Annotated in this window: 23 protein-coding genes and 1 pseudogene; 9 read left to right on the top strand and 15 right to left on the bottom strand. The window is 65.1% G+C overall.

Annotated features, from left to right (window positions below; translation table 11 throughout):
• Window positions 1-58 precede the first annotated feature (58 nt).
• From LDO54_RS12315 to LDO54_RS12300, 4 genes are read right to left on the bottom strand one after another with little or no spacing between them, the layout of a single operon-like run.
• The gene (locus LDO54_RS12315) at window positions 59-1,198 is read right to left on the bottom strand and encodes a hybrid sensor histidine kinase/response regulator (protein WP_224010619.1); all 1,140 of its coding nucleotides are present in this window, start codon (window positions 1,196-1,198) and stop codon (window positions 59-61) included.
• 5 nt (window positions 1,199-1,203) lie between these two features.
• A complete protein-coding gene (locus tag LDO54_RS12310; protein ID WP_224010617.1) occupies window positions 1,204-1,941 on the bottom strand; it encodes a chemotaxis protein CheB in 738 nt (245 codons plus the stop codon).
• The gene (locus LDO54_RS12305) at window positions 1,938-2,783 is read right to left on the bottom strand and encodes a CheR family methyltransferase (RefSeq protein ID WP_224010614.1); all 846 of its coding nucleotides are present in this window, start codon (window positions 2,781-2,783) and stop codon (window positions 1,938-1,940) included. Before LDO54_RS12305 ends, LDO54_RS12310 begins: the two co-directional genes overlap by 4 nt.
• A 3-nt stretch (window positions 2,784-2,786) precedes the next feature.
• Window positions 2,787-6,353 (bottom strand): response regulator, encoded by a 3,567-nt coding sequence (locus LDO54_RS12300; RefSeq protein ID WP_224010612.1) that lies wholly within the window; start codon window positions 6,351-6,353, stop codon window positions 2,787-2,789.
• 430 nt (window positions 6,354-6,783) lie between these two features.
• On the opposite strand from LDO54_RS12300, the gene LDO54_RS12295 reads away from it, so the two are divergent.
• Entirely contained in the window at window positions 6,784-7,170 is a 387-nt protein-coding gene (locus tag LDO54_RS12295) for a hypothetical protein (protein WP_224010610.1), read from the top strand.
• Window positions 7,171-7,174: 4 nt separating this feature from the next.
• Here the strand turns inward: LDO54_RS12295 and gcvA are convergent, their stop codons facing one another.
• Window positions 7,175-8,083 carry a transcriptional regulator GcvA gene (gene gcvA / locus LDO54_RS12290; RefSeq protein WP_224010608.1) on the bottom strand — a complete coding sequence of 303 codons (909 nt, stop codon included), beginning with the start codon at window positions 8,081-8,083 and terminating at the stop codon, window positions 7,175-7,177.
• Between the two features lie 207 nt (window positions 8,084-8,290).
• Here gcvA and LDO54_RS12285 point away from each other — a divergent pair, with 207 nt between their 5' ends.
• From LDO54_RS12285 to LDO54_RS12275, 3 genes are all read left to right on the top strand, one after another.
• A complete protein-coding gene (locus LDO54_RS12285) occupies window positions 8,291-9,064 on the top strand; it encodes an SDR family NAD(P)-dependent oxidoreductase (protein ID WP_224010606.1) in 774 nt (257 codons plus the stop codon).
• 436 nt (window positions 9,065-9,500) lie between these two features.
• Complete coding sequence (locus LDO54_RS12280) at window positions 9,501-10,478, top strand: 3-oxoacyl-ACP synthase III family protein (protein WP_224010604.1); 978 nt, start codon at window positions 9,501-9,503, stop codon at window positions 10,476-10,478.
• A 28-nt stretch (window positions 10,479-10,506) separates the two neighbouring features.
• On the top strand, window positions 10,507-13,182 hold the full coding sequence (locus tag LDO54_RS12275) for an ATP-binding response regulator (RefSeq protein WP_224010602.1): 2,676 nt from the start codon (window positions 10,507-10,509) through the stop codon (window positions 13,180-13,182).
• A gap of 13 nt (window positions 13,183-13,195) precedes the next feature.
• Here LDO54_RS12275 and LDO54_RS12270 read toward each other — a convergent pair whose 3' ends face one another.
• Together LDO54_RS12270 and LDO54_RS12265 are read right to left on the bottom strand one after the other, a co-directional pair.
• Complete coding sequence (locus LDO54_RS12270) at window positions 13,196-14,323, bottom strand: hybrid sensor histidine kinase/response regulator (protein WP_224010600.1); 1,128 nt, start codon at window positions 14,321-14,323, stop codon at window positions 13,196-13,198.
• Between the two features lie 157 nt (window positions 14,324-14,480).
• A complete protein-coding gene (locus LDO54_RS12265) occupies window positions 14,481-15,005 on the bottom strand; it encodes a hypothetical protein (protein WP_224010598.1) in 525 nt (174 codons plus the stop codon).
• A gap of 103 nt (window positions 15,006-15,108) precedes the next feature.
• On the opposite strand from LDO54_RS12265, the gene LDO54_RS12260 reads away from it, so the two are divergent.
• Window positions 15,109-15,522 (top strand): hypothetical protein, encoded by a 414-nt coding sequence (locus LDO54_RS12260; RefSeq protein ID WP_224010596.1) that lies wholly within the window; start codon window positions 15,109-15,111, stop codon window positions 15,520-15,522.
• A 247-nt stretch (window positions 15,523-15,769) separates the two neighbouring features.
• On the opposite strand, the pseudogene flhC reads toward LDO54_RS12260, so the two are convergent.
• Window positions 15,770-16,342 (bottom strand): annotated as a pseudogene (gene flhC / locus LDO54_RS12255) (flagellar transcriptional regulator FlhC); the annotation flags it as partial.
• Between the two features lie 481 nt (window positions 16,343-16,823).
• Between flhC and LDO54_RS12250 the strand changes: the two are divergent.
• Window positions 16,824-17,756, top strand: coding sequence for a tyrosine-protein phosphatase (locus tag LDO54_RS12250; RefSeq protein WP_224010594.1), 933 nt, complete (start codon window positions 16,824-16,826; stop codon window positions 17,754-17,756).
• 91 nt (window positions 17,757-17,847) lie between these two features.
• On the opposite strand, the gene LDO54_RS12245 is transcribed toward LDO54_RS12250, so the two are convergent.
• From LDO54_RS12245 to LDO54_RS12235, 3 genes are all read right to left on the bottom strand, one after another.
• Window positions 17,848-19,110: an ATP-binding protein gene (locus LDO54_RS12245; RefSeq protein ID WP_224010591.1), complete on the bottom strand. Its 1,263-nt coding sequence runs from the start codon at window positions 19,108-19,110 to the stop codon at window positions 17,848-17,850.
• Window positions 19,111-19,122: 12 nt separating this feature from the next.
• Complete coding sequence (locus LDO54_RS12240; protein ID WP_224010589.1) at window positions 19,123-19,881, bottom strand: response regulator; 759 nt, start codon at window positions 19,879-19,881, stop codon at window positions 19,123-19,125.
• A 218-nt stretch (window positions 19,882-20,099) separates the two neighbouring features.
• The gene (locus tag LDO54_RS12235; RefSeq protein ID WP_224010587.1) at window positions 20,100-20,999 is read right to left on the bottom strand and encodes a lysozyme inhibitor LprI family protein; all 900 of its coding nucleotides are present in this window, start codon (window positions 20,997-20,999) and stop codon (window positions 20,100-20,102) included.
• A 393-nt stretch (window positions 21,000-21,392) separates the two neighbouring features.
• Between LDO54_RS12235 and LDO54_RS12230 the strand changes: the two genes are divergently transcribed.
• Complete coding sequence (locus tag LDO54_RS12230; RefSeq protein WP_224010585.1) at window positions 21,393-21,980, top strand: hypothetical protein; 588 nt, start codon at window positions 21,393-21,395, stop codon at window positions 21,978-21,980.
• Between the two features lie 81 nt (window positions 21,981-22,061).
• Window positions 22,062-22,832: a response regulator gene (locus LDO54_RS12225; protein ID WP_224010583.1), complete on the top strand. Its 771-nt coding sequence runs from the start codon at window positions 22,062-22,064 to the stop codon at window positions 22,830-22,832.
• Window positions 22,833-22,956: 124 nt separating this feature from the next.
• On the opposite strand, the gene LDO54_RS12220 is transcribed toward LDO54_RS12225, so the two are convergent.
• The 4 genes from LDO54_RS12220 to LDO54_RS12205 all read right to left on the bottom strand — a co-directional run bounded on the left by LDO54_RS12220 (window position 22,957) and on the right by LDO54_RS12205 (window position 25,073).
• Complete coding sequence (locus LDO54_RS12220) at window positions 22,957-23,682, bottom strand: flagellar basal body L-ring protein FlgH (RefSeq protein WP_224010581.1); 726 nt, start codon at window positions 23,680-23,682, stop codon at window positions 22,957-22,959.
• Window positions 23,683-23,735: 53 nt separating this feature from the next.
• On the bottom strand, window positions 23,736-24,425 hold the full coding sequence (locus LDO54_RS12215) for a hypothetical protein (protein WP_224010579.1): 690 nt from the start codon (window positions 24,423-24,425) through the stop codon (window positions 23,736-23,738).
• 223 nt (window positions 24,426-24,648) lie between these two features.
• Window positions 24,649-24,894, bottom strand: a complete 246-nt coding sequence (locus LDO54_RS12210; protein WP_224010655.1) for a DUF6726 family protein — start codon at window positions 24,892-24,894, stop codon at window positions 24,649-24,651.
• Entirely contained in the window at window positions 24,891-25,073 is a 183-nt protein-coding gene (locus tag LDO54_RS12205; protein ID WP_224010577.1) for a hypothetical protein, read from the bottom strand. The genes LDO54_RS12210 and LDO54_RS12205 overlap by 4 nt, the downstream gene beginning before the upstream one ends.
• Before the next feature lie 587 nt (window positions 25,074-25,660).
• Here LDO54_RS12205 and LDO54_RS12200 point away from each other — a divergent pair.
• Window positions 25,661-25,948: a PAAR domain-containing protein gene (locus LDO54_RS12200; protein ID WP_224010575.1), complete on the top strand. Its 288-nt coding sequence runs from the start codon at window positions 25,661-25,663 to the stop codon at window positions 25,946-25,948.
• The last annotated feature ends 29 nt before the right edge of the window (window positions 25,949-25,977 follow it).

The following is a 25,977-nucleotide window of genomic DNA, read 5'->3' as shown; positions in this document are numbered from 1 at the left end:
CGGCGCAGTGTGCCGCGCGAAAACAAGCTCAAGCGATCTCAAGCCACCTCAAGCACCTTCACGCGCGCGCGTCTTCGTTCTCATCGTGCTCGACGCTACGACGCGCCGCGCGCGGCAGACGCATCGTGAACGCGGTGCCGTCCTGCTCGTTCGAGACCACGTTCACGTCGCCGCCATGCGTGCGCGCGATCAGGCGCACGATATGCAGCCCAAGGCCGAGCCCCGAACCTTGATGCCCCGCGCGCGTGGCCGTGCTGAACGCGCAGAACAGCAGCGGCACGACGTCGGCGGGAATCGCGCCGCGATTGTGCACGCTCACGAGCACTTCGTGCGGCGACGCGCCGTCCACGCGCACCTGCACCGGCATGCCCGGCTCGCCGTGCGTGAGCGCATTGCTGACGAGATTCGACACGGCCTGCGCAATCAGATCCGCATCCCACTGTCCGCCGAGTTCGCCGTGCGGCGCATAGGCGAGACGCCCGCTCGCGGCGTTGGCGGAAAATTCCTCGATCACGGCCTGGCAAAGCGCATCGAGCTGCACGTTCGTGCGCCGTAGCGGCAGCCGGCCGCCTTGCAGACGCGCGAGATTGAGCAACTGCTCGACCATGCGCGACATGCGCCGTCCGCAATGCTCGATACGCTTGCCCACCGACACGATCTTCTCGTCGCTCGACGCGCGCATCAAATACTCCGCCGAACTCATCACCGCCGACAAGGGCGTGCGCAGATCGTGGCTCAGCACGGCCATCAGCATTTCATTCGCTTCGAGCATCTGGCGCGTGGCCGCGAGCTGATCGGCGAGTTGACGCTTCTGCAATTCGAGCTGCACGAAAATGCCGACCTTCGACTGCACGATGCGCGGCTCGATCGGCTTGTAGAGAAAGTCCACCGCGCCCGCTTCGTAACCCTGGAACGTGCGGATCGCGTCCTGCGAGGTGGCGGTCAGGAAGATGATCGGCACGTGCGAGGTGCGCGGGCTGCCGCGTATCAGCGAGGCCAGTTCGAAGCCGCTCATGCCCGGCATGTTGACGTCGAGAATCGCCACTGCGACGTCGTGTTCGAGCAGCAGTTCGAGCGCTTCGACGCCCGAGCGGGCGACGAGCAGATGCACTTCGGGACGCGCGAGCAGGGCCGAGAGCGCCGTGAGATTGTGCTCGATGTCGTCGACGATCAGAACATTTACGGTAGGCAGGGACATGCGATTCATCCGGGTGAAGCGGGTAACAGCCTCGGCCACGCGGCAAGGCGCGCGCCGAGGGCGGTGGGTGTCAGCGTTTCGTTGACCGCGCCGGCGGCGATGGCCGCCTCCGGCATTTGCGGCGCGTAGGCGGTCTCGGGCGCTTGCGCCCAGGCCGTGCCGCCCGCCGCGCGGATCGCGGCGAGTCCACGCGCGCCGTCGTCGTTCGCGCCCGACAGCAGCACGCCGAGCAGACGCGCGCCATAGACCGCGGCGGCGGATTCCATCAGCACGTCGATCGAGGGGCGAGAGAAACGCACCGGGCCTTCGATCGACAACGCGATGCTCGCGTCGCTGTCCACGAGCAGATGGTAGTCGGGCGGCGCGATATAGACGCGGCCGCGGAGGATCGGTTCGCCCGCGTCGGGCTCGCTCACGGGCAAGGCGCAGCGGTCGGCGAGCGCCTCTACGAGAAAGCTCGGCGACGCGGGCGGCAGATGCAGCACGATCAGCACGGCCGCGCCGAAGTTCGCGGGCAGCATGGGCAGCAACTGGCCGAGCACGTCCACGCCGCCCGCCGATGCGCCGATCACCACGGCGTCGAAGGGCGCATCGGCGGCCGCAGACACCGATAAGGACGCCGACGCGTCCGGCGTTTGCGCCCCGCGCGCCTTCCCGCCGCGCGTGACGCGGCGCGCGGCGTGAGCGGCGGCGAGCAGGGCGGAGCGGGCGAGTGACGCGGGCATGATGTCGATGGCGCTCAACGCTTCTGGTAAATGCGCTCGGCGGCGCGGAATTCCTCGAACGCTTCGTGACGTTTCGAGAAACGCAGATTCTCCTTGCTGCCCAGACCGAGAAAGCCGCGCCGCACGAGCGCGTGTTCGAACAGGCCGATGGCGCGGTCCTGCAGCGGGCGGTCGAAATAGATCAGCACGTTGCGGCACGACACCAGATGCGCTTCGAGAAAGACTTCGTCGGTCGCGAGGCTGTGATCGGCGAACACCACGCGTTCCTTGAGCGCGCTCGACAGGCGCGCGCTGCCGTAGGCCGCGTGATAGTAGTCCGAGAGCGTGCGCTTGCCGCCTGCCGCGAGATAGTTCTGGCTGAAGCCCGCGAAGCGGTCGACCGGATAAATCGCGGCTTCGGCGCGTTCGAGCGCTTCGGGGCTGATGTCGGTGGCGTAGAACAGCGTGCGTTCGGCGAGCCCTTCTTCCTCGAAGAGAATTTTCAGCGACCACAATTCCTCGCCCGAACTGCAGCCCGCAACCCAGACCTTGAGCGACGGATAGGTTTGCAGCACCGGCAGCACATGCTGGCGCAGCGCCAGAAAATACTCAGGATCGCGAAACATATCGCTGACCTGGATCGTCATGTAGCCGAACAGGCGCGAGAAGTCGTCGGCGCTGCGCAGCACGCGGTCCTGCAACTGGCTCAGCGACGCCACGCCGAAATCCTGACGCGCCTGTTCGAGCCGCCGCCGCAGCGAAGGCAGCGAATAGTGGCGGAAATCGTGCTGATAGCGCAGATAGATCGCTTCGAGCAGCAGGCGCAATTCGATGTCGAATACGCTGATCTGCCGGGCGCCGCTGGTCGTGGGTTCGCTCATGGGCTATTTGCGCAGCCAGACGCGGCACAGCGACACCAGCTTGTCCACGTCAATGGGTTTGGAAACGTAGTCGTCGGCGCCTGCTTCCAGGCAGCGCATGCGGTCGTCGGCCATCGCCTTCGCGGTGAGCGCGATCACGGGCAGGCGCGCGAAGCGTGGATTGGGATTGGCGCGCAGCGCGCGCATGGCGGCGAGGCCGTCCATCTCCGGCATCATCACATCCATCAGCACGAGATCGACGTCATCCTTGCCGTCGAGCAGTTCGAGCGCCTCGCGGCCGTTGCGCGCGATCAGCAGCTTCGCGCCGAGCGGCTCGATCACGTGCGAGAGCGCGAAGATATTGCGCACGTCGTCTTCGGCGAGCAGGATGGTCTTGCCTTCGAAGGTGTCGTCGCGCTGGCGCACGGCGCGCAGCATACGCTGCTGTTCCGGCGCGAGCGACGACTCCACGCTGTGCAGGAACAGCGTCACTTCGTCGAGCAGGCGCTCGGGCGAACGCGCGCCCTTGATGATGATCGACTTCGAATAGCGGCGCAGGCGTTGCTCGTCGTCGTCGGAGAGCATGCGGCCCGTGTAGACGATCACGGGCAGCGGCGCCACGCCCGCGTCGCCCGCGAGCGTTTCGAGCAGGTCGTAGCCGGTGCCGTCGGGCAGCGTGAGGTCGGTGACGATGCAATCGAACGCGCCTTGCGCGATTTGCGCGTGCGCGTCGGCGAGCGTGCCCACGGCGACGATCTCCACGCCGTCGCCGACCAGCAGCGCGCGGATGCTCTCGCGCATCGCGTGATCGTCTTCGATCACGAGCACGCGCTTCACGCGCTGTTCGAGGCGCGACTCCAGCCGGCGAATCGCCGCTTCGAGCGTGCTGCGCGCGGTGGGCTTGAGCGTGTAACCGATCGCGCCCAGATGCAGCGCCTTGTCCGCGTGGTCGGTGGCCGAGACGATGTGCACCGGAATATGGCGCGTGAGCGGCTCGCTCTTGAGCCATTCGAGCACCGAAAGCCCCGAGCGGTCGGGCAGGCCCACGTCGAGCAGCACGGCCACGGGCGCCTGGTCCTTGACCATCGCGAAGCCGGTCGCCGCGTCGGCGGCATGGAGGAAATCGAATTGCAGTTCGTGCACGAGATCGCGCAGGATCTCCGCGAACGGCAGGTCGTCTTCGATCACGAGGATCGCGCGGCTGCCGTGCGTGCGCTGATGGCGGTCGTCGGCGATCGGCTGCGTGGCTTCGGTGGTGGACGCTCCAGTGGTCGTCGCGCGCGTGCTGGCGGGCTGCGGGGCCGTTTCCGCGCGCGCCGCCGTGGCGAGCGTTTCGGCGGTCGCGATGCGGGCGCTGTCGCGGCGCGCATGCTCGTCGGCGTGCGCCGCCGAGGCGCTTGCGTTCGCCAGCGCCTTCGCGGCTTGCGCTTCGCTGTCGACGGCCGCGGTGCTGTCGATCGGCAGCCACAGCGTGAAGACGCTGCCCACGCCGGGCTCGCTCGCCACCGCGATGCGGCCGCCGAGCAGACGCGCGAGTTCGCGCGAGATCGACAGGCCGAGACCGCTGCCGCCATATTGACGGCTCGTCGAACCATCGGCCTGCTGGAATGCTTCGAAGATCATGTCGAGCTTGTCTTCAGCGATGCCGATGCCGGTGTCGCGCACGTCGATGCGCACGACGCTCGCATCGACCGGCGAGACCGTCAACGAGACCTCGCCTTGCGATGTGAATTTCAGCGCGTTCGAGAGCAGGTTGCGCAGGATTTGCAGCACGCGCTGGCCGTCGGTGGTGAATTGCTCGGCCACGCCAGGCAGACGGTCGATCGTCAGCGCCACGCGTTTTTCGCGCGCGAGCGGCGTGAAGGTTTCGCGCAGCGAAGTGAGCATGTCGTCGAGCGGCACGGTTTCGAGCATGAGCTGAATCTGCCCGGCCTCGACTTTCGACAGATCGAGAATATCGTTGATGAGCGCGAGCAGATCCGTATTCGACGCGTGGATCGTGGCCGCATAACGCACCTGTTCCTCGCTCAGATTGCCGCTGCGATTCTGCTGCAACAGCTTCGCGAGAATCAGCGAGCTATTGAGCGGCGTGCGCAATTCGTGCGACATGTTGGCGAGGAATTCCGACTTGTAGCGGCTCGCTTGCGCGAGGCGGTCGGCGTTGCGCTTGAGGTCGCCTTGCGCGCGTTCGAGTTCGCTCTTTTGCATTTCGAGGCGGCGCGCGTATTCCTCCAGCTGCACGTTGGTCTGCTCGAGTTCGACCTGTTGCGCTTCGAGGCGCGATTGCGAATCCATCAGCGCGCGGCCGCGTTCTTCCAGACCTTCGTTCGCGACGCGCAATTCTTCCTGCTGCACCTGCAATTCGTGATTCAGTTGCTGCGATTGCGAATACGATTCCTGCAGTCGCTCGCGCGAGACCGCGCCTTCCACGAGGTCGCCCATCGTGCTGCTCACGCGCGAAAGAAACTCGTTGTCGCGCGGCAGCAGCGCGCGCATGAAGCCGAGTTCGACCACGCCGTTGATGCGGCCCGAGGCGTCGATGGGCGCGATCAGCAGCGAGGCGGGCGTGGCCGAGCCGAGTCCCGATTCGACCTTCAGATAGCCGGCCGGCGCTTCTTTCAGTTCGATCACGCGGCGCGACGCGGCAGCCTGGCCGACGAGCGTTTGGCCGTCCTGCAATTGCGGCACGTTGTACGCGCTTTCGTCGCCGAAACCGAAGGTCGCCACGCGGCGCAGCGCGCCGTCGCGAGCGTCGCGCACATAGAGCGTGGCGACGCTCGCGCTCAGATAGCCCGCGAGGCAGTCGAGCATCGCGCCGCCGACGTCGGCGAGCGCTTCCTTGCCCATGCCGCTTTCAGCGAGCAGGCGCTGGCCCGAACGCAGCCAGACCTGTTCCGCGAGCGCCTGGGCCTGATCGGCCTGGCCGCGCAGCGCGTCGTCGTAGGTCGTGGACAGCGAGGTCATTTCACGCCGCCCGAGCCAGGCGAGCAGGCCGTTCACGAGCAGCGTGAGCGCGAGAAAGACGGCGACCGTCACCACGGTCAACTGGCGCGCGGCGGCGGTGCGCTCCTGGCGCAGACGCAGTTCCTCGGCGAGAAAGTCGCTGAATTCGCGGCGGATGGCGTCGGCGCTGGCGTTGCCGCGTTCGTTTTCCACGGTGGCGAGCACGCTGTCGTGATCGCGGCGCAAGCGGATCGCGTCGGCGGTGGACGCGTCCCATTGCGCGGCGATGGCGTGCACGCGCGAGAGCCGCTCGATCTGCGGCGGGTTGTCGGTGACGAGTCCGTTCAGCGTTTGCAGTTGCGCGGCGAAACGCGGCTTGCCGACCTCGTAGGTGGACAGCGTGCGTTCGTCGCCATTGAGCAGAAAGCCGCGCACGCTCGATTCGCGGTCGGCCTGAATGCGCAGCAGTTCGTAAGCGTCGCCGATTACGCGTTCGGAGTGCTCGGCCCAGCTCATCGTCGACACGAGGTAGGCGATCAGCGCCACGAAGGCCACGGCGGTCGCCAGGCCGGCCAATAGCGGCAGCGCGACGTTTCTTTGAATGATGCGTCTGAAGCGCAGTGGATCGATCGCGTTCACGGCTTGCATTTTTTTCCGATTTTTATGGGCGAAAGCGCGGCCGGCGGGCATATCGACCGGCTTTGATGCGTATTCCGCGCGTGGGAGCCCCGTCCCATCGTGGATAAGAGAAAGTCAAATCGATGCAAACGCAATCATACAAAAAGGATGCGGATTGCGTGAAAGTCTCGGGAAAACCGCGCGCACGCGGCTCGCGCGCTGGAGCAATTTGAATGCCCGGCGGGGCGCGCTGGAATTGCGGGTTTTAAATGGCAAAAGCTTTCAATTTGCTGAATGCGCTGCGTAATAAAGCGCGCCTGCCGTTGTAGAAAATATATTTGCGTCTGGCCCTTTCCTAATGCGCCGCTGTGCCGATAACCAGGTGGGGCGGCGCATCGCTGCGCGCCCCGGAACGCAAAGAAAAAAACTCCAGCAAGAACCCCAGCAAGACGAAGAAAGCGTGGCAACAAGAATGATCGAAGGAGCGGGCGAGAGGGCCGCTCTCCACAAACAAGCCAATCCGGGCGACACCAGGGCCGCGCGCCTGCTCGCGACGCTGCGCGCCAACAAGCCGCGCGTGATCGTGCTGATGGTGGTGGCCGGTTGCATCATCGGTTTTGCGTCGTGGCTCGACGCGCAATTGCGGCCCGCCGTGGTCGCGCGCGAGGCCCGCGAACTGGACTCGGAGGCGCGGCTCGAAGCGTCCATGCCGTGCCACGCCGGGCAGAGCCATACCGCATGGTGCGGTGCGATCGCGGTGGCCGTGCCGCGGCCCGTGCTGCCGGTGGTCGACACCACACGCGCGCCGATGGGGTATTGCACGGCCGGCCCCGCGCCTTCGTGCTGAGGCGCTAGGCCTTCGCTTCGGCGATCAGCCAGTCGCGGAACGCCGCCAGTTTCGGCAGGCTCGCGCATTCCGGCCGGTAGACCGCGTAATACGCCAGCGGCGACGCGAACGCGATCTGCGGAAACAGCCGCACGAGCCGCCCCGCCGCGAGGTCGTCGCGCGCCATCACGCTGCGCGCGAGCGCGATGCCCTGTCCGTCGACGGCCGCCTGCAAGACCGCCGCGGAATTGTTGATGCGCAGGCCGCGCAGCGCGGCCACGCCGCTCACGCCGGCGTCGCGCAGCCACGCGTTCCAGCTGGGAAAGCCCGCGTGGCCGTCCATCGACAGGTCGTGAATCAGGGTCTCGCGCGCCAGATCGGCGGGCTTGCGCAAGCGGCGCTCGCCGGCCAGCGCCGCCGAACAGACCGGATAGACCTCCTCGTCCATCAGCTTTTGCGCCGTGAGACCGGGCCAGTTTCCCGCGCCGTAACGCACGCCGATATCGATGCGTTGCGCGACGAAATCGACGGGCTTCAGGCTCGTGTCGAGGCGCACGTCGGTGTCGGGCCACGCGTGCTGGAAGCGTTCGAGGCGCGGCAGCAGCCACTTGGCGGCAAAGGCCGGACTCACGGTGACCGTGAGCACGCCGCTCGCCGATCCTTCCTTGAGCCGTTCGAGCCCGAGCGAGAGCCGGTCGAAGCCCGCGCGGATATCGGGCAGCGCGCGCTCGGCCGCCTCGGTCGCGACGAGGCGCGCGCGTCCGCCGGTGCCGCGATGAAACAGCGGCGCGCCCAGCCATTCCTCCAGCGTGCGCACGAGCTGGCCGACCGCGGCGGGCGTGACGTGAAGCTCGGCCGCGGCGGCGGAAAAGCTCTGGTGGCGCGCGCTGGCTTCGAAGGCGCGCAAGGCGTTCAGATACACGGGCGACTTCATGGCGACCAAGTTTTTCTTTCGATGAGGAACACTTTATCTGGTTTGGCGCGGTGCGCAAACAGGCGAAGAATAGGGCTTGTTTTAAGCGAATTCATTCGCGCGAATCAGGGTCGAACCGAACGCCGGGCCGCTTTTGATCGTGGATAGATTTTCTACGGGAAGCCCCCACGCCCTGCATGCGCGCATCGACTCACTACGAGGTGGAACATGAGCGAAATCTTCAAGGGCAGGAAGCTGCTGGTCGTCGGCGGCACGAGCGGCATGGGGCTGGAAACGGCGCGGCTGGTGCTGGCCGAAGGCGGCAGCGCGGTGATCGTCGGGCATCGCGAGGAAAAGGCCGAGGCGGCGCGCCAGGAACTGGCCGCGCTCGGTCCGGTCGCGGCGATGACGGCGGATCTCGGCAGCGAAACCGGCCTGGCCGCGCTGCTCAAGACGCTCGACGAACAGCACGCGGACATCGACCTGCTGGTCAACGCGGCGGGCGTGTTTTTCCCGAAGCCCTTTCTCGACCATCGCGATGCCGACTACGACCGCTACATGCAGCTGAACCGCGCGACCTTCTTCATTACGCAGAAGGTGGCGGCGAATCTGGTGGCGGCGGGGCGGCCGGGCGCGATCGTCAATATCGGCTCGATGTGGGCGCGTCAGGCGATTGCGGCCACGCCGTCGTCGGCGTATTCGATGGCGAAGGCCGGTTTGCACGCGCTCACGCAGCATCTGGCGATGGAGCTGGCGGGCAGCCGGATCCGCGTCAATGCGGTGTCGCCGGCAGTGGTGCAGACGCCGATCTACGAAGGCTTCATTCCCAAGGCCGAGGTGGCGAGCGCGCTGCAAGGCTTCAACGGCTTCCATCCGATCGGCCGCGTGGGCACGCCGCAGGACGTGGCCGAAGTGATCGCCTTCCTGCTGTCCGACAAGGCGGCCTGGGTGACGGGCGCGATCTGGGACGTGGATGGTGGCGTGATGGCGGGCCGCAACTGAAGCAGCCGCTTCAGAAAGGCAGGCGTGCAGTGAACGCGCGCTTCGATGACGCATTCGGCGCGTTATCGAAGCGCGCTTTTTTATGGGTGCCGCGCTCAAGTTCGAAGCGCCGTATGCCGATATCCGGTTTAGCTGTAATGCAATGAAATAATAGAATTCGGCGCCGAGCGTGAGTGCCGCGACCGAATAGATCGCCCTGTCGAAAATCGACAGGCAAGCAGGGTCGGCAATTCGTGAATAACGATGGAAGCGCTAATGTACGAGGGCCGCAAGGCCGTGAACGCCGCGACTGAGGTGCGTCTGTGTTGCGTGTGTTGTGCGTGCATTGCGTGCGCAATCTTTCTTGTTCATCCATCTACGTTTTCACGGATTTTCTATGCTTATCAAGAATGTGGCAGTGAGCCTTCCGACACGGGTCGTTTCAAACGAAGAAGTCGTGGACTTGATCCGCTTTCATTCCTCGGAATTCGAAGGCGATGTCGATAGAACGCTGCGGACCATCAAGACGCTGCTCGACCGCAGCGGCCTCGTGAACCGGCGCTGGTGCGGCAAGCACGAATCGCCGATCGATCATGTGGCGATGGCCACGCGCCAGGCGCTCTCGGAGTCGTATCTGCGGCCCGAGCAGGTCGAGCTGTTCATTTTCGTGGGCATCGGGCGCGGCTTTCTGGAGCCGGGCAACAGCCACATGATGGCGAGCGCGCTGGGCTTCGTGAATGCGGAATGCTTCGACGTGGTGGATGCCTGCATGAGCTGGACGCGCGCCATGTCGATCGTGGACAGCCTGTTCAAGGCGGGTCAATATCGCAATGCAATGATCGTGAACGCCGAGTTCAACATGCTCGACGGCGGCCCGCTTTATCCCGGTAATTTCGCACTGAAGAACCACGCGCAGGTCGAATATACATTACCATCGTTCACGATCGGCGAAGCCGCCACCGCAACGCTGGTCGTGGCAAAAGAGCCGGATAATTTCCGCTTTGAATTCCGCGGCAAGCCCGAGGTTTCCGACTTGTGCACGATTCCCATCCACGGCTACGAAGGGTACTGTCACCCGACCGAGCGGATCGGCAGGAACGGCGACATGCGTTTTACATCGTACGGTCACGATCTGCACAAGAACTCGGACGAACTGGTCGACGTCTTCGCGAAGCTGGCGGTCCCGCGCAAGGACATCGACATCGTGTTTACACATGCCTCCTCGAAGACGGCGTGGCACGGCTACGGGTCGAAGGCGGGCATCGAGGACAAGATGTATCACGTCTATCCCGACACGGGTAATCTGGTTTCCGCCTCCATTCCCGCGGCCATTGCGCTGGCGAAGGAGAGCGGCGCGCTCAAGCGCGGCGACCGGGCGCTCTGCTGGGTAGGCAGCGCGGGCATGTCATTCAACGTCAGCAGCTTCCTGTTCTGAGGCTGGGCGAGCGCATATCGAGAATAATATGAGAGCCATTGCAGGAGGCATCCGCGTGTTGAAGCAGCGGGTGGTTGACGCCTACCACGTGTCCGATTACAGCGTGCTGGCCGTTGGCGTGATTGGCGCGCTCGGCCATCCGTTGTACTGGTTCTGGTGGACGTTCGTCGACCCGCAGCCCAACGAGAATCTGCCGATGCGCGTGGTGGGTTCGATCGCGTGTCTGCTGCTGTTGCTGCGCCGCTTCTGGCCCTCTGGCGCCGCGCGTTTCCTGCCGTGGTATTACTTTGCGACGGTAGCGTACACGCTACCGTTTTTCTTCACCTGGTATCTGCTCTCCGGCCATTATTCGATGCTGTGGTCGATGGCCGAACTGGGCATGGTGTTTTTCCTGATCGCGATTTTCCCGTCGTTCGTGGCATTGGCGACGAATCTGGCGATCGGTGTCGGCATGGCCATTCTGTGCGCGTGGATCGCCGATCCGCGTCTGCTCGATGTCGATTCGCACGTGCTGCTGTTCGTGTATCTGCCGGTGTTCGCGTTCGGCATTTGCGCGGGCGTCACGTTCAGTCACAGCAACATGAAGGGCATCGCCGCGCAGGCGAAAAACGAAGCGCTGCGCGCGCTCGCGGGCACCATCGCGCACGAGATGCGCAATCCGCTGAGCCAGTTGCGCTACGTGCTCGACCGCATGGAAGAAGCGCTGCCCACGATGACCGAAACGCGGCCGTCGGCGGTGTCGTCGTCGAGCGGCGTGGGCTCGCTTGCGCAGCATCTCGAACACGGCCAGCTCGCGATCGATCGCGGCCTGCGCATCATCGCCATGACGCTCGACGAAGTGAGCGCCAAGCCCGTGCGTTCCGACAATCTCACCTACGCGAGCGCGGCCGCCGCCACGCGCAAGGCGCTCGACGAATACGGCTTTAGCGACCGCAAGGAGCGCAGCAAGGTGCGCCTCGTGGTGCTGGAGGATTTCACGTTCAAGGTCGACGAAACCGTTTATCTGTTCACGCTGTTCAACCTGATTCGCAACGCGCTGCATCACATGGCCGCGCATCCGTCGGCGACCTTGACGCTCACCGTCGAGCGGCAAAAGGTCATCGTCCACGATACGGGGCCGGGCATCGCGGCCGAGGTCATGTCGCATCTGTTCGTGCCGTTCCGCACGCACGGCAACCTGGCCGGAACCGGCCTCGGTCTTGCGTATTGCCAGCGCGCCATGCGCTCGTTCGGCGGCAGCATCGGCTGCCGTTCGGAGGTGGGCAAGTTCACGCAGTTCACGCTGGATTTTCCGGCGGTGTCGGAAACCGAAGTCGCGGCGCATCGTCAACAGGCGCTCGCGCGCGCCACGCAATTCTTCGCGCACAAGCACATCCTGCTCGTCGACGACGACGCGGGCCAGCGCGCGCGCGTGAGCCAGGCGCTGTCCGGCGTGAGCGCGCAGGTCAGCGAGGCGGAAAGCGGCGTGAAGGCGCTCGCGCTGTTGCAGGACGCCGCGCCGTTCGACCTGATCCTCATGGACATCAACATGCCGGGGCTCGACGGCTACACGACCACGGAGCGCATTCGCGCCGACCGCGCGCACGCGAACTGGAATGCGCTGATCGTGGGCTATACGTCGGAGCCGCATAGCGTCGCGCGCGTGCTCGCGCAGGGCGCGGGCATGGACGAAACGATCGGCAAGTCGATCAGCATGGTCGAGCTGATCAGCGCGCTGCAAACGCTGATGGAGAACGTCGATCGCAGCCGCCGCAACCGGCGCTTCGACGGCTTCGCGGGCAAGCGCATTCTCGTCGCCGACGACGACACCTATAGCCGCATGGTCGCCAAGAGCTATCTCGAACGCTGCGGCGCGAACGTGATCGAGGCCGAGAACGGCCTGGGCGTGCTGGAGCGCCTGAATCAAGGGCTCGCGATCGATGCGCTGGTGATCGACGTGAACATGCCGGGCATGGGCGGAGTCGAAACGGCGGCGACGATCCGCGCGCGCGACGACGTCTATGCGAAGGCGCCTATCGTCGCGTTGACGGGACAGTCGGATATGGAAGCGCTGCGCGCGTGTCTCGACGCGGGCATGAACGAGGTGATGATCAAGCCGGTGCGCGTGGGCGCGCTCTACGCGTGCCTCGCGCGCCAGTTCGCGCAGACGCCTGTCGCGAGTGCGCCGGAGCCGGCGCAGACGCCGCGCAAGCCGCTTGTGCGCGCGACCAGCGCGACCAGCGTGAGCCGCGTAGCGAGCGCGGCGAGTGTCGCAAGTGTTGCGAGTGTTGCGAGTGTGGCCGCCGAGGCAGGTGTGGCCCACGCGGTCAGTCAGATCGCCCGCGTCGATACCGACCTGCTCGACGACACGCATCTGGAAGAACTCGCGTCGCTCGACATGCTCGACCAGACCTTCCTCAAAGGCATCGCGCAGATCCGCACGTTGCTCGCACAACTGGCGAACAGCGCGCAGGCCAGCGACGTGAAGGCGGCGCATTTCACGCTGCATCTGCTGCTGGGCATTAGCGGGAATATCGGTGCGAAGGCGCTGCACCTGTACGTGCGGCAGATTTATCCGCGTGTGCTCGACGGTCAGTGGCCCACGGAAGACGACTGGCTCGCGCAGGTCACGGCGCTCGGCAATCGATCCGCCGATGCGTTGCAGCGCTATTTCGTGGCGTCGTCGGCGGCGAGCGGTTATCGCGATGCGTTGAACGACGAGTGAGGCGCCAGCGGCCTCAGTGCATTTCGCTGGGCTTGTGCGGGTTGCCGAAACCCATCGTGACGGTGGTGCCCGCGCCCCAGTCCGAGTCGATGCGCAGGCTGCCGCCGAACGAGCGCATGATCCGATTGCAGAAGATCATGCCCATGCCGTGGCCGCCGTCCTCGGCGTGCGTGGTGACGGGGTCTTGCAGCAGCCGCGCCTTCACGTCGGGCGCGATGCCCGTGCCGTTGTCGCGCACGCGGATCTCATGCTCGCTGTTCCTGAGCACCTCGATATGCAGCGCGGGCGTGGCGGCGTTCGAGAGCGCGCGCAGCGCGTTCGACAGCAGCGAGGAGAGCACGAGCGCGACGCAATTGGGCATCGCGCGCACGACGAAATCCTGCTGCACGTCCACCGTGATCCAGTCGCGCTGCGCGGCCGCGAACGGATAGGTGTCGAGCAGCGTGGCGATCAGGCGCGTGGCGCTCACTTCGCGCGTGCCGTCGCGCGAGAGCGATTGCGATCCGCCGTTCTTGTGCAGCGTGGCCCAGAACGACGAAATCAGCGAGAGGCAATACTGCGTGTTGTTGAGCATCGACGAAGCGGCGTTCGCGATGCGCGTCTGCGATTGCGGGTCGAATTCGCCCGATACGTCGTTTTCGATGGTGCGCGCGAACAGCGCGATGGTCGCCAGAGGCGTGTTCAGTTCGTGCGCGAGAAACGCGAGCGTTTCGTCCATCGCCAGCAGGCGCTGCTGGCGCGTCTCGCGTTCGGTATAGCGCGAGACCGCCTGTTGCAGCACGTCGCGCACGGCTTCCATACGCAGCGGCTTTTCGAGGATGCGAAACACGTTGCCGGTATTCACCGTGTTCAGCAGCATGTCCTTGTCGGCATAGGCCGTCACCAGAATGCGCACGATCTGCGGATATTTCTGCGCGACTTCGTGGAGCAGCTGGTCGCCGTCACGCTCGGGCATGCGGAAGTCGGTCACCAGCACCGCGATCTCCGCGCCGTGCTGCGCGAGCACGCTCATGGCTTCTTCCGCGCCGCGCGCGATGTGCACCGGGTAGAGGCCATGCATGGCGCGCGCGAAGTGCACGCGCGAAATCTCGTCGTCGTCGACGAAGAGAATGGAGAACGACGGATGGAGGGCGCTGGTCATCGCAATCCCGGCAAATGAATCGGGCGGTGATTCGGGTGAAATGCGATTGTAGTCGAGCCGGGTCACCCGACGCAGCGCCTTTCTTTCCTCTTATGCATAACAGATTGCTATTCGACGCCATTCTGGCGTCTTTACCCCGTTTTTTACGGCGTTCCGCCTAGATGAACAGCGAAACGATGCCGCCCACGGTAATGGCCGCCGCGATCCATCGGCCGGTGCTGTAAGCCTGGTTCGGATCGGGCTCCTGGTCGGGGCGTTCGAGGCCGAATGCGCCGTAGACGAGCGATTTCATGGGCTGCGCGTTCGCCGCGGCGTCGCCGTTGCCGTCCGCGGACGCGTCGGTCTGCCCGCTGTCCGAGGAGTCGGCGATGGCGGTGCCGCCGTCGGCGCCATCGGCGCTCGCGTCGGGCGTGGCGCTATCGCCGCTGTCGTCCACGTTCAGCTCGTTGCCGTCGTCGTCGATGCTGTCGTCGTTGGCCGCCGCGGCATAGCCTTGCGGCGAAATCCGCACGGCGTCGTCCTGCGACTTGACGGCGTCAGGCGCGGCATCGGTCGACGAGGAGGACTTCGTGTCCGTCGTCGCCTGCGCTGCCTGGACGGCCTGAACTGCCGCCGCGTCGTCGTTGAACTTGTGCGTTGCGGCACCCTCGCCGGAAAACGCCGTCGTACCCCCGAGTTGCATGGTCGGTTCCTTCTATTTTTTTACACAACAACCATAATCCCACGTTGTCCGCTTCGAGCGGTCAACGAATAACGCGAAGAAATTCGCGGTATTCCGAGACCCCTTGTCCAGCATGGCCTGTCACAATGTCGTTTGCATGAAACAGCACTCCTTTGAGGCGAATGTGGACGAAGCCCTCGCGCAGCGGAATATCGGCAACCCCGATGGGGAGCCCCGTGTGACGCGGCCTTCGCGACGCAAGGTTTTCGAGGCGCTCTACCGCGCGCATTATGTGCGTGCGCATGCACAACAGCCCGACGCGCTCGAACGCGCGCCCAACGACGAATACGCCCAAAGCGGCGCGCAGATCGCCTGGGAGATCTGGCAGGCCGCCCATGCGCATGCGATCGAAGTGGCCGCGCAGTTGTGCGAGAGCCGCCAGGCGCAGCACATTAGTCAGGATGGCAAAGCAGTGTGCCGTCTGTGCGCGAGCGACATTCGCGCCTTGCTGGCCGCTGCGGAAAAGGAAGATCTGTAAAGCGCGCGGGCGGCGCGCTTTCGCTTGAACGTCAGGCGGGAACCGAGGCCGGCAGGAACGGGTTGCCCGGCACCTTGCCCGATGAGGCGCTCGCCGGACCGCCGATGGTGCCATTCCTGGCGCTGCGGTTGGGATCGACGGCGCGTTTGACTTCGGCGATGGTGTCGCGCATCGCGTCGGAGATCTCGCTCAACGGTGAGGCCGCCTTGCGCTTGCTGGTCGACTTTGACTTGTCGGCTGCGGTGCCCGCATCGGCGGCATCGCTTGCCTCTTGCGTGCCCTGCGCGAGTTCGCGGCTCGCGAGCATCGCGCGCGTGACGCCGGCGCGCGAAGGCGGCTGGCAGATGCAGCAGGTCGCCGGTTTCATCGCATCGCGTGCATGGCGCACGAAGCGGCCCGAGCAGACCGTGCAGCGCGTGAGCGCGAGCAGGCCGCCTTCGAAGAAGCGCAGCAGCGTCCAGGCGCGCGTGAAGCTGAGCACGCGCTCGGTCTCAGCGCATTCGCAGTGCTCGATATAGAGCCGATACGCACGCGTGAGCGCGTCGAGCCGGCTGCATTTCGCTTCGTCTTTCAGGAACAGGAAGATGTTGTAAAAAAGCGAAGCGTGAATATTCGGTAACCACGTGAAATACCAGTCGGCCGAAAACGGAAGCATGCCTTTGGGCGGCGAAGCGCTCTTGAGTTCGCGATAAAGACGAATCAGGCGATTTCTCGAGAGCGTCAGTTCCTTTTCGAGCACCGGCATGCGAGCGCCAAGCTGGATCAGCTCGATTGCACGCAATACCTCGCGCGCTTCCTCGGTCACACTGCCTTTGTACATGACTTAGAACTCCATGGGCAGTGAGTACTGCCGCGACAATCAGGCCTAAATGCCTGAATTCACGGGCGATTATAGGAGCGCGCAAACGAGCGTCAAGAATAATATTTAGAAAGAATTTACAGGATTTAATAAGAAATTGCGGGCTGCGACGGGCATTATCGGGCGAATCGGCCACTGGAATGGACGGCGCTTCATGTAATGCTTTCTAATTTTTGGGAATAAGTAAGTTCTGGAAAGAATTTGCCGCAAAAATCTTCTCGACCCCGTTTTTTATGGCGATTTATCATTCGGCCGCGCGCGTGAGGCGCGTCATCTCGACGCTCACGCCCCGTCACGGTGTCCTACGAATTATTACCGAGTCTTGCGTCGTAACCCTTTCAGGGTCATCTGCCGGTAAACTTCGTCTCTCCGAATGCATGCGACGCACCGACGTTGCAGCGGCCCGCTTGCCACGCGCGCCTCACCCATTAGCTGCTAACCGATGATTCTTCGTTTTTCCGCCAGTTCTTCGTCGCGCAAGGAAGCGCACAAGGGCGTTCCCGCGCCCTTGTCCGGCGACTTCGCGTGCCGGCGCGGCGCTGGTCCGGCCAGTCCGCCGCGCCGCCGGCTGCTCAAGGGCACCATGAGCGTGCTGGCGCTGGGCGGTTGCAGCAGCACGTTGCTGAGCGCATGCGGTGGCGATTACACGGGCGGAGACGGGCCGCAGGACGCACCCAGCCCGGTCATGAATTCGGTGGCGAATTTCCGCGACGTGGGCGGCGCGGCGCCCGGTTACTCGACCAGCGACGGCGCGCACTTTCGCCGCGCCATCATTTACCGCTCCGACGCGCTCACCGTGAGCACGGCCGACACGTCCACGCTCGAAGGCATCGGGCTCGCGGCTGTCTACGATCTGCGCACGCCGGTCGAATCCGACACCACGCCCGACACGTCGGTCAGCACCGCGAGCTATGTCTCGCTGAACGTGCTCGGCACGCACGCGCCGCCGTCGTTCGCGGGCCTCACCGGTCCCGAACTCGATTCGGCCATGCAGGCGCACTGGCGCGAGTTCGTGATGGGCCGCACGCAATGCATGGCTTACGGCGCGCTGCTCGAGCAGATCGCGCAGGCGGGCGGGCCGGTCGTGGTGGTGGGCGGAACGGGCGTGGACGTGGCGGGATGGGCGAGCGCGCTCTTGCTGCTGATCGCGAACGTGCCGCTGGAAATCGTCGTGAAGGATTTTCTGCTGACGAATGCGTGGCGCTCGACGGGCGTCGACGAAGCCAATCTCTCACCGCCCGTGCAAGCCGCTTATCTGCAGACCGCGTTCGATGCGCTGCAAAAGGGCTTCGGCGATCTGAACCGTTATCTCGGCGCGGGTCTCGGTCTGTCGTCGACGACCGTGGATCTGCTGCGCGGCCGCCTCGTGGTGTGAGCGGCGCGCGGCATCGAGCGATATCGGCGGATATCAGGCGATATCCGGCACGCGCCAGCACTGGCTGGCAATCTCAGGCTTTTCAGGTTTCTCAGGCGGCAGGAAACGCGATCTTGATGCGCAGACCGCCTTCGGGATGGTTCGACACTTCGCAGCGCCCGCCCTGATTGCGCACGAGGCGCGTCACGATGGCGAGCCCCAGTCCGCAATGGCCTTCGCCGCCGCGTGCTTCGTCCAGACGCACGAAGGGCTTGAGCGCCGCCGCCACACGCTCGGCAGGAATGCCGGGGCCGTGATCGCGCACTTCGATGATCCAGTTCGTGCCTTCGCGGCGCGTGCCGATTTCCACCGGCGGCTCACCGTGTTCGAGCGCGTTGTCGACGAGATTCGACACGAGCCGGTCGAGCAGCGTGCGCGGCATGCGGAAGCTCGAACCGGCGCGCAGATCGAGACGGAACAGCGTGTCTTCTTCTTCGGCCGTATCGGACGAAAACTGCTCGCGCAATAGCTCATCCACTTCCACTTCGGGACCGGATTCCGGCCGTTGCCGCGCGAATTCCAGAAACTGCTGCACGATGTCGTTGAGCGAATCGACTTCGCGCGTGAACTGTTCGCGCTCGCGCTCGGAACCCAGCATGCTCGCGCGCAGCTTCAGGCGCGTGAGCGGCGACTTCAGGTCGTGCGCCACGCCCGCGAGCATGATGGCCTGATCGTCGTCGGCTTCGTTGAGCTGCTTCATCATGCCGTTGAACGAGCCGATCAATTCGCGCAGTTCGCGCGGACCGAGTTCGTCGACGGGCGGCGGGCGATTGCCCGAGCCGAACGCGCGCGCGGTCTGCGCGACGATCGACAGCGGACGCTGCATCTGCCACACCGCGAGCAGCGCGAGCAGCAGCGAGACCGCGAGCATCGACGCGAATTGCGGCACCAGATTCGGCGGCGGCGGCAGGTCGATGGGCGCGACGATCCACGTGGGATGGCCGGGAAAGCGCACCCAGAGCGTCGCGCGATGGCGCGTGTCGGCGAGAATTTCGGTGCCTGCGGGCAGATCGCGCAGCAACTGGCGGCGCAGATCGGAAAGCGGCTCGCGCTTCGGCACTTCGAGCTTCACGTCGGCGGGCATGTTCCAGGTCGGCACGAGATGCACGCGCAGCGCGGGCGCGAGTTCGAGCTCGTTGGGCGCCGCCCCGGTGGTGGCGTGCAGCATCAGCAGCAGGCCGCGCTCGAAGCCCTCGACTTCATGGCGGCGCGGCTGCGGCGCGAACACGACGAACCAGCACGCCTGAATCGCGAACAGCACGAGCGCCGACATCAGCGCCATGCGCCCGAACAGCGTATTCAACGGATTGTTCATGCATTCAGGCGATCATGCGCCGGGTTCGGCATCCTGGGCGTCGTGGGCGCCCGGATCGGCGACTTCGCCTTCGCGCAGCGGCACGAACACATAGCCCTTGCCGCGTACCGTTTGCACGAAACGCGGTTGCGAGGGATCGTCTTCGATCACGCGGCGCAGGCGCCAGATCGGCACGTCGAGACTGCGCTCGTGGAATTCGAGGCCGTCGGCATGCAGCAGATCGTGAATGAGCACGCGCGAGAGCACGCGGTAGGGGTGTCGTGTGAAGACCTTCAACAAGGCGAATTCGCCGTCCCGCAACGCCACGCGCTCGCCGTCGCGCAGCAGCGTGCGCGTGGCGAAGTCGAGTTCGAAGGGGCCGAAACGGCAGCGTTCGCGCGCTTCCGGCGCACCGGCGGGCACCGCGCCGCGACGGCGCAGCACGGTCTGGATGCGCAGCAACAATTCCTGCGGATCGAACGGCTTGGCGACATAGTCGTCCGCGCCGAGCGTCAGGCCCGCGATGCGGTCGGCGACCGCGCCGCGCGCCGAAGCGAAGATCACGGGAATGTCGTCGCCTTTCGCGCGCAGGGCGGCGAGGGCGCGCAGGCCGTCGGTGCCGGGCATCATGACATCCAGCACGACGACAGCAGGCCGCTCGCGTTCGAGACGCTGACCGAGATGCGTGCCGTCGTGCAGGACCGAGGCCTCGAAGCCGTTGGCCCGCAGGAAGCGGGAGAGAAGATCGCGCACGACCGGATCGTCGTCGACGATGAGAACGTGTGGACTCATCGTGAAATTTTAATTCGTATCGACGGCTTACAGAATAGCGGCGTTCTTTCTATTTCTTACTCCGGCTTACTTGCGATTGGATTGCGACGGGGTCGCGAGGGGGATCGCGCCTGAATCACGCCTGAATCCCCAGATTGAATCGCGCGGCGGGTTTCGCCGCGCTGGCTTCGTGACGGTTGCGTCACTGCTGCATCACTGCTGCATCACCGCGGCGTGACTTACTTCGCGGCGAGCGAGCTTTCCTGCGCCGATGCCTGGGCGGCGTGCGTGGCGTCGGTCGCGGCGGCGTCCGCCGGCTTTTCTTCCGACGAATGCGCAGCGGCCGGCTTTGCAGCGGCGGGCGCGTCGAGCGAAGCGATGCCCGCGGCCTTCGCGAAGGCCGTGCCCGAACCTGCCATGCTGGCGGCCTTGGCCGACGTTTCCGCGGTGGCGGCCGGCTTGGCCGACTTGACCGGGGCGACTTCGTCAGCCGGGATAGCGTGCGTGTGCGAGTCGGCGAGATGCTTCTGGCGCGCGTCGGCAGCAACGCCGCTCGGCATTTTTTCCAGATGCAGCGAGGCGTCGGTGTGCGCGCCGGCGAGCTTCGCGCCCGTCTTCGCGGCGGGCTTCGAGCCGTCGGCCGTCGGTGCCGGCTTGTCGTTCTGGCCCTTCGGCGCAGCGTCGATGCCCTTCATTTCCAGCACGGCGTCCTGTGCGGACGGTGCCAGATGCTGATCGGCCACGCCGTCCTTCACGCGCTGCACGGTGGCCTGCTTGCCGTGTTGCAGATCGCCCTGGAGTTCGGCGATGCGGCGGTTATACCAGTCCGTCACGCAAGCCTTGTCCTTGCAGTTGTGCTGGCGCCATTGCCACTGGCTCACGCGGTCGGCTTCGAGCGCCGTCGAGTCGGGCGTCGCGTCGATTGCGCTGTGATAGAGCGCGGCGAGTTTGTCGTCGAGCGCGGACAGCGTCGGGTCGTTGCACACGAGGCGCTCGGACGCCGAGGCGTTGTGCGGGCAATGAAAACTCGCCGCCTGAGCGAACGGCGAACCGGCGAGCGACGCGAATAGCGCGAGCGCAGCGACGTTCAGGCCGCGGCGAAGGGAGTGAGCGCGACGGATTTTCTGTTCTCGATTCATGGCAGGCACGATGTTGTTTGAAATAGCGGGGGACGACGGGCGGCTAGTCCGGCGTCGCCACGGCGCCAGGCGCCGCGATGAGAACAATAGCTCAGCGCCTCTGACGCAAAGCGGCGCTCAACGGGTCGATTGCGTCCACCGCTTACGAAACATTTCATCCATTACGCGTGCGGTAAGCTGTGCGGCCGTTTTAACGGCCTCCGCGCGCTGCGCCTGCTTTCCGGTCCTTACCTGATGGGAGATTTGCGAAGAAGTGGAAAGCGCTTGCCAACAATGGCCGATGTCCAGCCCATCGTGTGGCGCGCTTTGCCGCGATGATGCATGACGAGCCCTGCCGCCCGCGTTACGTCGCGTCGCGCGCGCAGCCCATCGACGCGTCATGTCATCGTTCCCATGCCACACGAAATCCGCTCCAACGTCCGCCGCGCGGTCCGCCTGGCCGCCGCGCTCGGCGCTGCGCTCGCGCTCAATGGCTGCGCCTGGACGCTGATTACCGCCGCCGATGCGACCGGCTCCGTGATCCAGGCCGGTTATGCGGTGGCGTCGAATTACTCGTCGCCGAAGTTCGTGACCGGCCGTCCGGTGAATCTCGCCTCGATCTGCATCGAGAACAATCCGATGGTCACGTCCGCCGATTTCGTGCCGTCGCTGCAACTCGTGCTGTCGCAGCGCGGCGTGCGTTCGGATGTCTACAGTCCGGGCACCGAGCCGGTCACGTGCGAAGGGCGGCTGGTCTATAACGCGTCGATCGAGTTCGGCAAGCCGACCTTCAGCGACGACAGCCGCGCCTATCTGTCCACCATCAATCTGACGATCTTCATGCATAACCATATTGCGGTGACGGCGCGCTACGAAGTGCGCGGGCTCGGCACCGACCGCTATTCGAGCGCGGCCGTGAAGCTCAAGGGCCTGCTCGACGCGATGGTGGTGGATCAGACGCAACTGGGTTCGACGTTCGAGTCGGCTTCGCGCGGCTTCTAGTCTTTCACGCCGCATATTCAGGAAAGGAATGGAAAGGCGGCGGGCCTATGCCGGTCCGTTTGCGTCCCTTACGATTTGTGCATGGCAAATAATATCTTTCTCGTCGACGACGATCCCGTCGTACGCGACGTTACCGCCGAATATCTGCAAATGCGCGGCTTCACCGTGACGAAGCTGCCGTCCGCGCGCGCCTTGCAGCAGCAGTTGCGCACCGAACGGCCGCAGGTCGTGGTGCTCGACATCATGATGCCGGAGCTGGATGGCATCAGCGCCTTGCGCGCGCTGCGCGAAAGCGGCGACGATCTGCCCGTGATCCTGCTCACCGCGCGCAACGAGGTGATCGACCGCGTGCTCGGCCTCGAATTCGGCGCCGACGATTACGTGGGCAAGCCCTTCGATCCGGGCGAGCTGGCCGCGCGTATCCGCACGGTCATGCGCCGCCGCAGCGTGGCCAACTCGACGGGCGCGCCGGAAAGCCGCGCGTCGTTCCGCTTCGGCCCGTACGAACTCGATTTCCGCTCGCGCGAACTCTATCGCGACGAAGAACGCATTCCGCTGCGTTCGAGCGAATTCGCGTTCCTGAAGCTGTTCGTCAATCACGCGATGACGATTCTGTCGCGCGAGCGCATCATCGAAATCGTCTACGGCGAGGCGGGGCGTTATCGCAACCGCAGTCTCGACGTGGCGATCTGGCGCCTGCGCCGGCTGATCGAAACCGATCCGTCCGAGCCGCGTTATCTGCAAACGGTCTGGGGTCACGGCTATGTGTTCGTGCCGGATGGCGAGGTGGGTTTTGCGGAGCGTTACAGCGAATACGCGGGTGACATGCCCGACGCGGCCCAGGAAGAGTGAGCGTTCGATTCAGGCGGCGCCGTTCGGGCCGCCTGAAAGCTCGCGATGAAATGCAAACGGCGCGCCATCGAGGCGCGCCGTTTTTGCTTGCCGGGCCCGCATTTGCGGACCCGTCAAAGCGGCATCAGAACGTGAGCACGCTCAGGAACATGCGTTGCAGCCAGCCCACCGTGGTCGCGTCGTTGAGCATGCCGCGACCCACCTGCTCGATGCGCGCGTTGGCGATCTTGCTCGAATCCACGTAGTTGTCCGACTCCACGTCGTTCGGATTGACGATGCCCGAGAGACGCAGGCGCTGATGCTCGCCGCTCATCGCAATGATCTTCTCGCCCGACACCACGAGATTGCCCGTCGGCGTCTTGCTGATGACCGTGACGGCCAGCGTGCCCGACATGTCGCTCGACAGCGTGTGGCTGCCCGTGCCGTTGAACGTCGTCGACGCCGAACCGATGTTGAACAGATGCGCCAGACGCGCCGCCGCGCCCGTCGACTGATCGGCGGCGGTGGCGGTGATGGTGCTGTCGCGCTTGGCGGATGCGGCCGCGTTGTCGGCGCCGGTGTAAGTTTCGGAGAGGCGGATCGTCAGCACGTCGCCGATACGCTGCGCGCGCGGCGTTTCATACAGCGCGAGCGCGGTGCCTTGCTGATAGATCGAGCCGCTGGTGTTCACGTTCAGCGGCGGCTCCGCGAGCGGCGGCGTCATCGGCGTGTTGACGATCGAGTCGGGCGAGACGGCGCACCCCGAGAACGCAGCGAATGCCGTTGCGCACAGCAGCACACGCGGCAGCGCGAAAGAGCAGCGCGCGAAGTGCTTGCGGTAAGGTAAGGAGTGCGATTGATTGGAAAGCATAGGTAAGAAGCGCTCGCGTGAGGGAGTCGTCGGGTCAGGTCACGTGCTGGGGATCAGCCTTCGTCGAACTGGCTGATCTTGAGCGCGCGTTCGATGCCTTTCGCGCGCGGGCTGACGGGTTTAAGCAGGTAAGTAAGCGTGGCGTGGCCGCCGTTGGGCATCAGGCAGATCGTGATCGTGCTCGATGCGTTGTCCCATTCCAGCAGCGGCAGTTCCGGGTCGCCGCGCATATGCGGCGCGCCGTAACGCGCGGCCAGCAGATCGCGCAGATCGAAGGCGGTTGCGGCGTCCACGACGAACGACATTTCATAGAGACGTAGCGGGCCGCCCGCGCTGTCGTGCGCGAAACGCAGCACGTGTTCGCTGGCGGGCACGCCGTCCACGACGGCGTGGGAAGGCGTCCAGCCTTGCGGCGTGCGATGTGCCCAGCGGCACGCGATCGTCAGGCTCGCATAGCTCTTGAACGGCATGCCGATGTCGCCGCCGGCCACGTCGGTTTCGCAGACGAGCGCGCTTTCGTGCGGCGTCGCGCGCACCGTGTTCGCCTCGCGTAGATCAGTCAGCGTGATGCCGAGCGGAATGCCGCGAAACGAGAAGGGCGTGTCGTCTTGCGCGACGGCGCGGCTGCGCGCCGTCGCGACAACAGGCGTCGGGTGACGTTTCTTGACCGTGCTGCGTGGCGCCTGTGCGCTGGCCGTCTTTTGCGGCGCGGGCGCAGGCGCGGAGGCAGCGTGTGCTGCCACGGCGTTCGCCTGCACGACGGCAGGCGCGCTGGCAGGTGCGCTGACAGTTGCACTGGCAGATGCACCGGCCGATGCGCTGACCGCGGGCGTCGGGAGCGGCGTGATGCGCCCTTCGAAGCTCGTGTGCGCGCAAGCCGGAGCGGCCAGCGCGCCGGCAAGCGCCGCAGCGGCAGCGCAGGTCAGGAAAGCGGTCAATGACGCCCGTTTCATCGAGTGGCCTCGATCAGTCGATAGCCGCCGCGCACGCGTCGAACGGCACAGCAGCGGGATGGCCAACCACCGGCACGATCTTCACCGTCGCCGAGACGAGCCGGCAAGGTAATGCCGCCACCGCGCAACCTTCGAGCGGCAGGGTGAGGCTGGCGAGTGCAATCACCGCAGCGGCGCGCAGCCCATGCAATGCCACACGCGACAGATGATGTGCGCGCTTAGCCTTCAGCGGCGCCTCTTGCGACAGCGAATTCGTCATGCGGTGGTATTGATGTTGTGGCCGAGCGGACCGACCGGCGTGCCGGGATGCACGGTTTCCGGTTGGGCGGAATTGTTACCGGCGTAGCCTGCCGAGCCGGAGTTCTTGTTGCGGTTAGGGTCGAACGTCGTCAAGGGCGACGAGTGGCCGACGCTGCTGGAGCCGATAGGGCTGGTCATGATGGGCCTCCTGGGCGGATTGACACAAAAAGGAGGGGGCGCACGGAGAGGGGTGCGCGCCCCCGCGTTACGCCGATAGGGGAAGTAGTCGACGAGCGGCGATAGCATCTTCGCGTCTGAGTCTGTTGCGTGAAGCAAGAATCAACGGGGGCATTGGCTCATGCCTTACGAGTCCTTCCTGGCGTATACAAATGCGCAAGATGCGGAAGGAAAAATGCGTGCGCGCGCTGAAGTTGCGCGCAGGGAAATCAGCGAATGGAGGGGGGCCGGGACGCGCTGGCGCGGGCGGCAGATGGCTTGTGGGTTGGGCGTTGCGGCGGACGCAGGGCGAGGCAGAGGCGGGCCCGGCGAGTGCGGGTTCAGATCGCGTCGCGCCCATCATTTCGAAGGTAATTTGAAATGACTTCCGCCCGCTTCATCTTACCGGCGTGGAAGTTTTGAAATGCGAAGATCGGGGCGAAAAACGTCGCCGTCCACGATCAAAATGCGTCGCCCGCAGGGCGCGGGAAAGGAAGCGAAAGGAAAACGCTGGTATATTTCCCGTCCCATCGGCGCAACGCCGGAACCCCATTCCCGAGGCCCTGGAGATGACCCGTAAATTCATCCTCAAAGACGACAAGACCGATCACAACGGCGTCGTGATGGACGGTATCGAAGGATCGTCGTATCACGGCCGTCCGCTCGCCTATATCGGCGCGCCGGTGATGTGCCAGACCTGCTCGAAGCAGGGCGTGATCGTCTCCGATGGCGGGCCGCACACGATGACCGTGATGGGCAAGACGGTTGCGCTCGAAAACGACCTTTGCCAGTGCGAGTGCCAGCCGCAGCCGAAGCTCGTGGCGTCGATGGATACGGGCACGCTGGCGGGCAGCTAGGCGCGCTTGTTCACGCTTGAGCGCGCCCG

Source organism: Paraburkholderia tropica, from assembly GCF_914484835.1.
In the GTDB taxonomy this organism is placed as follows: Bacteria; Pseudomonadota; Gammaproteobacteria; order Burkholderiales; family Burkholderiaceae; genus Paraburkholderia; species Paraburkholderia tropica_A.
Note: the sequence above shows the minus strand (reverse complement) of the source record. Positions and strands in the feature narration are given on the sequence as shown.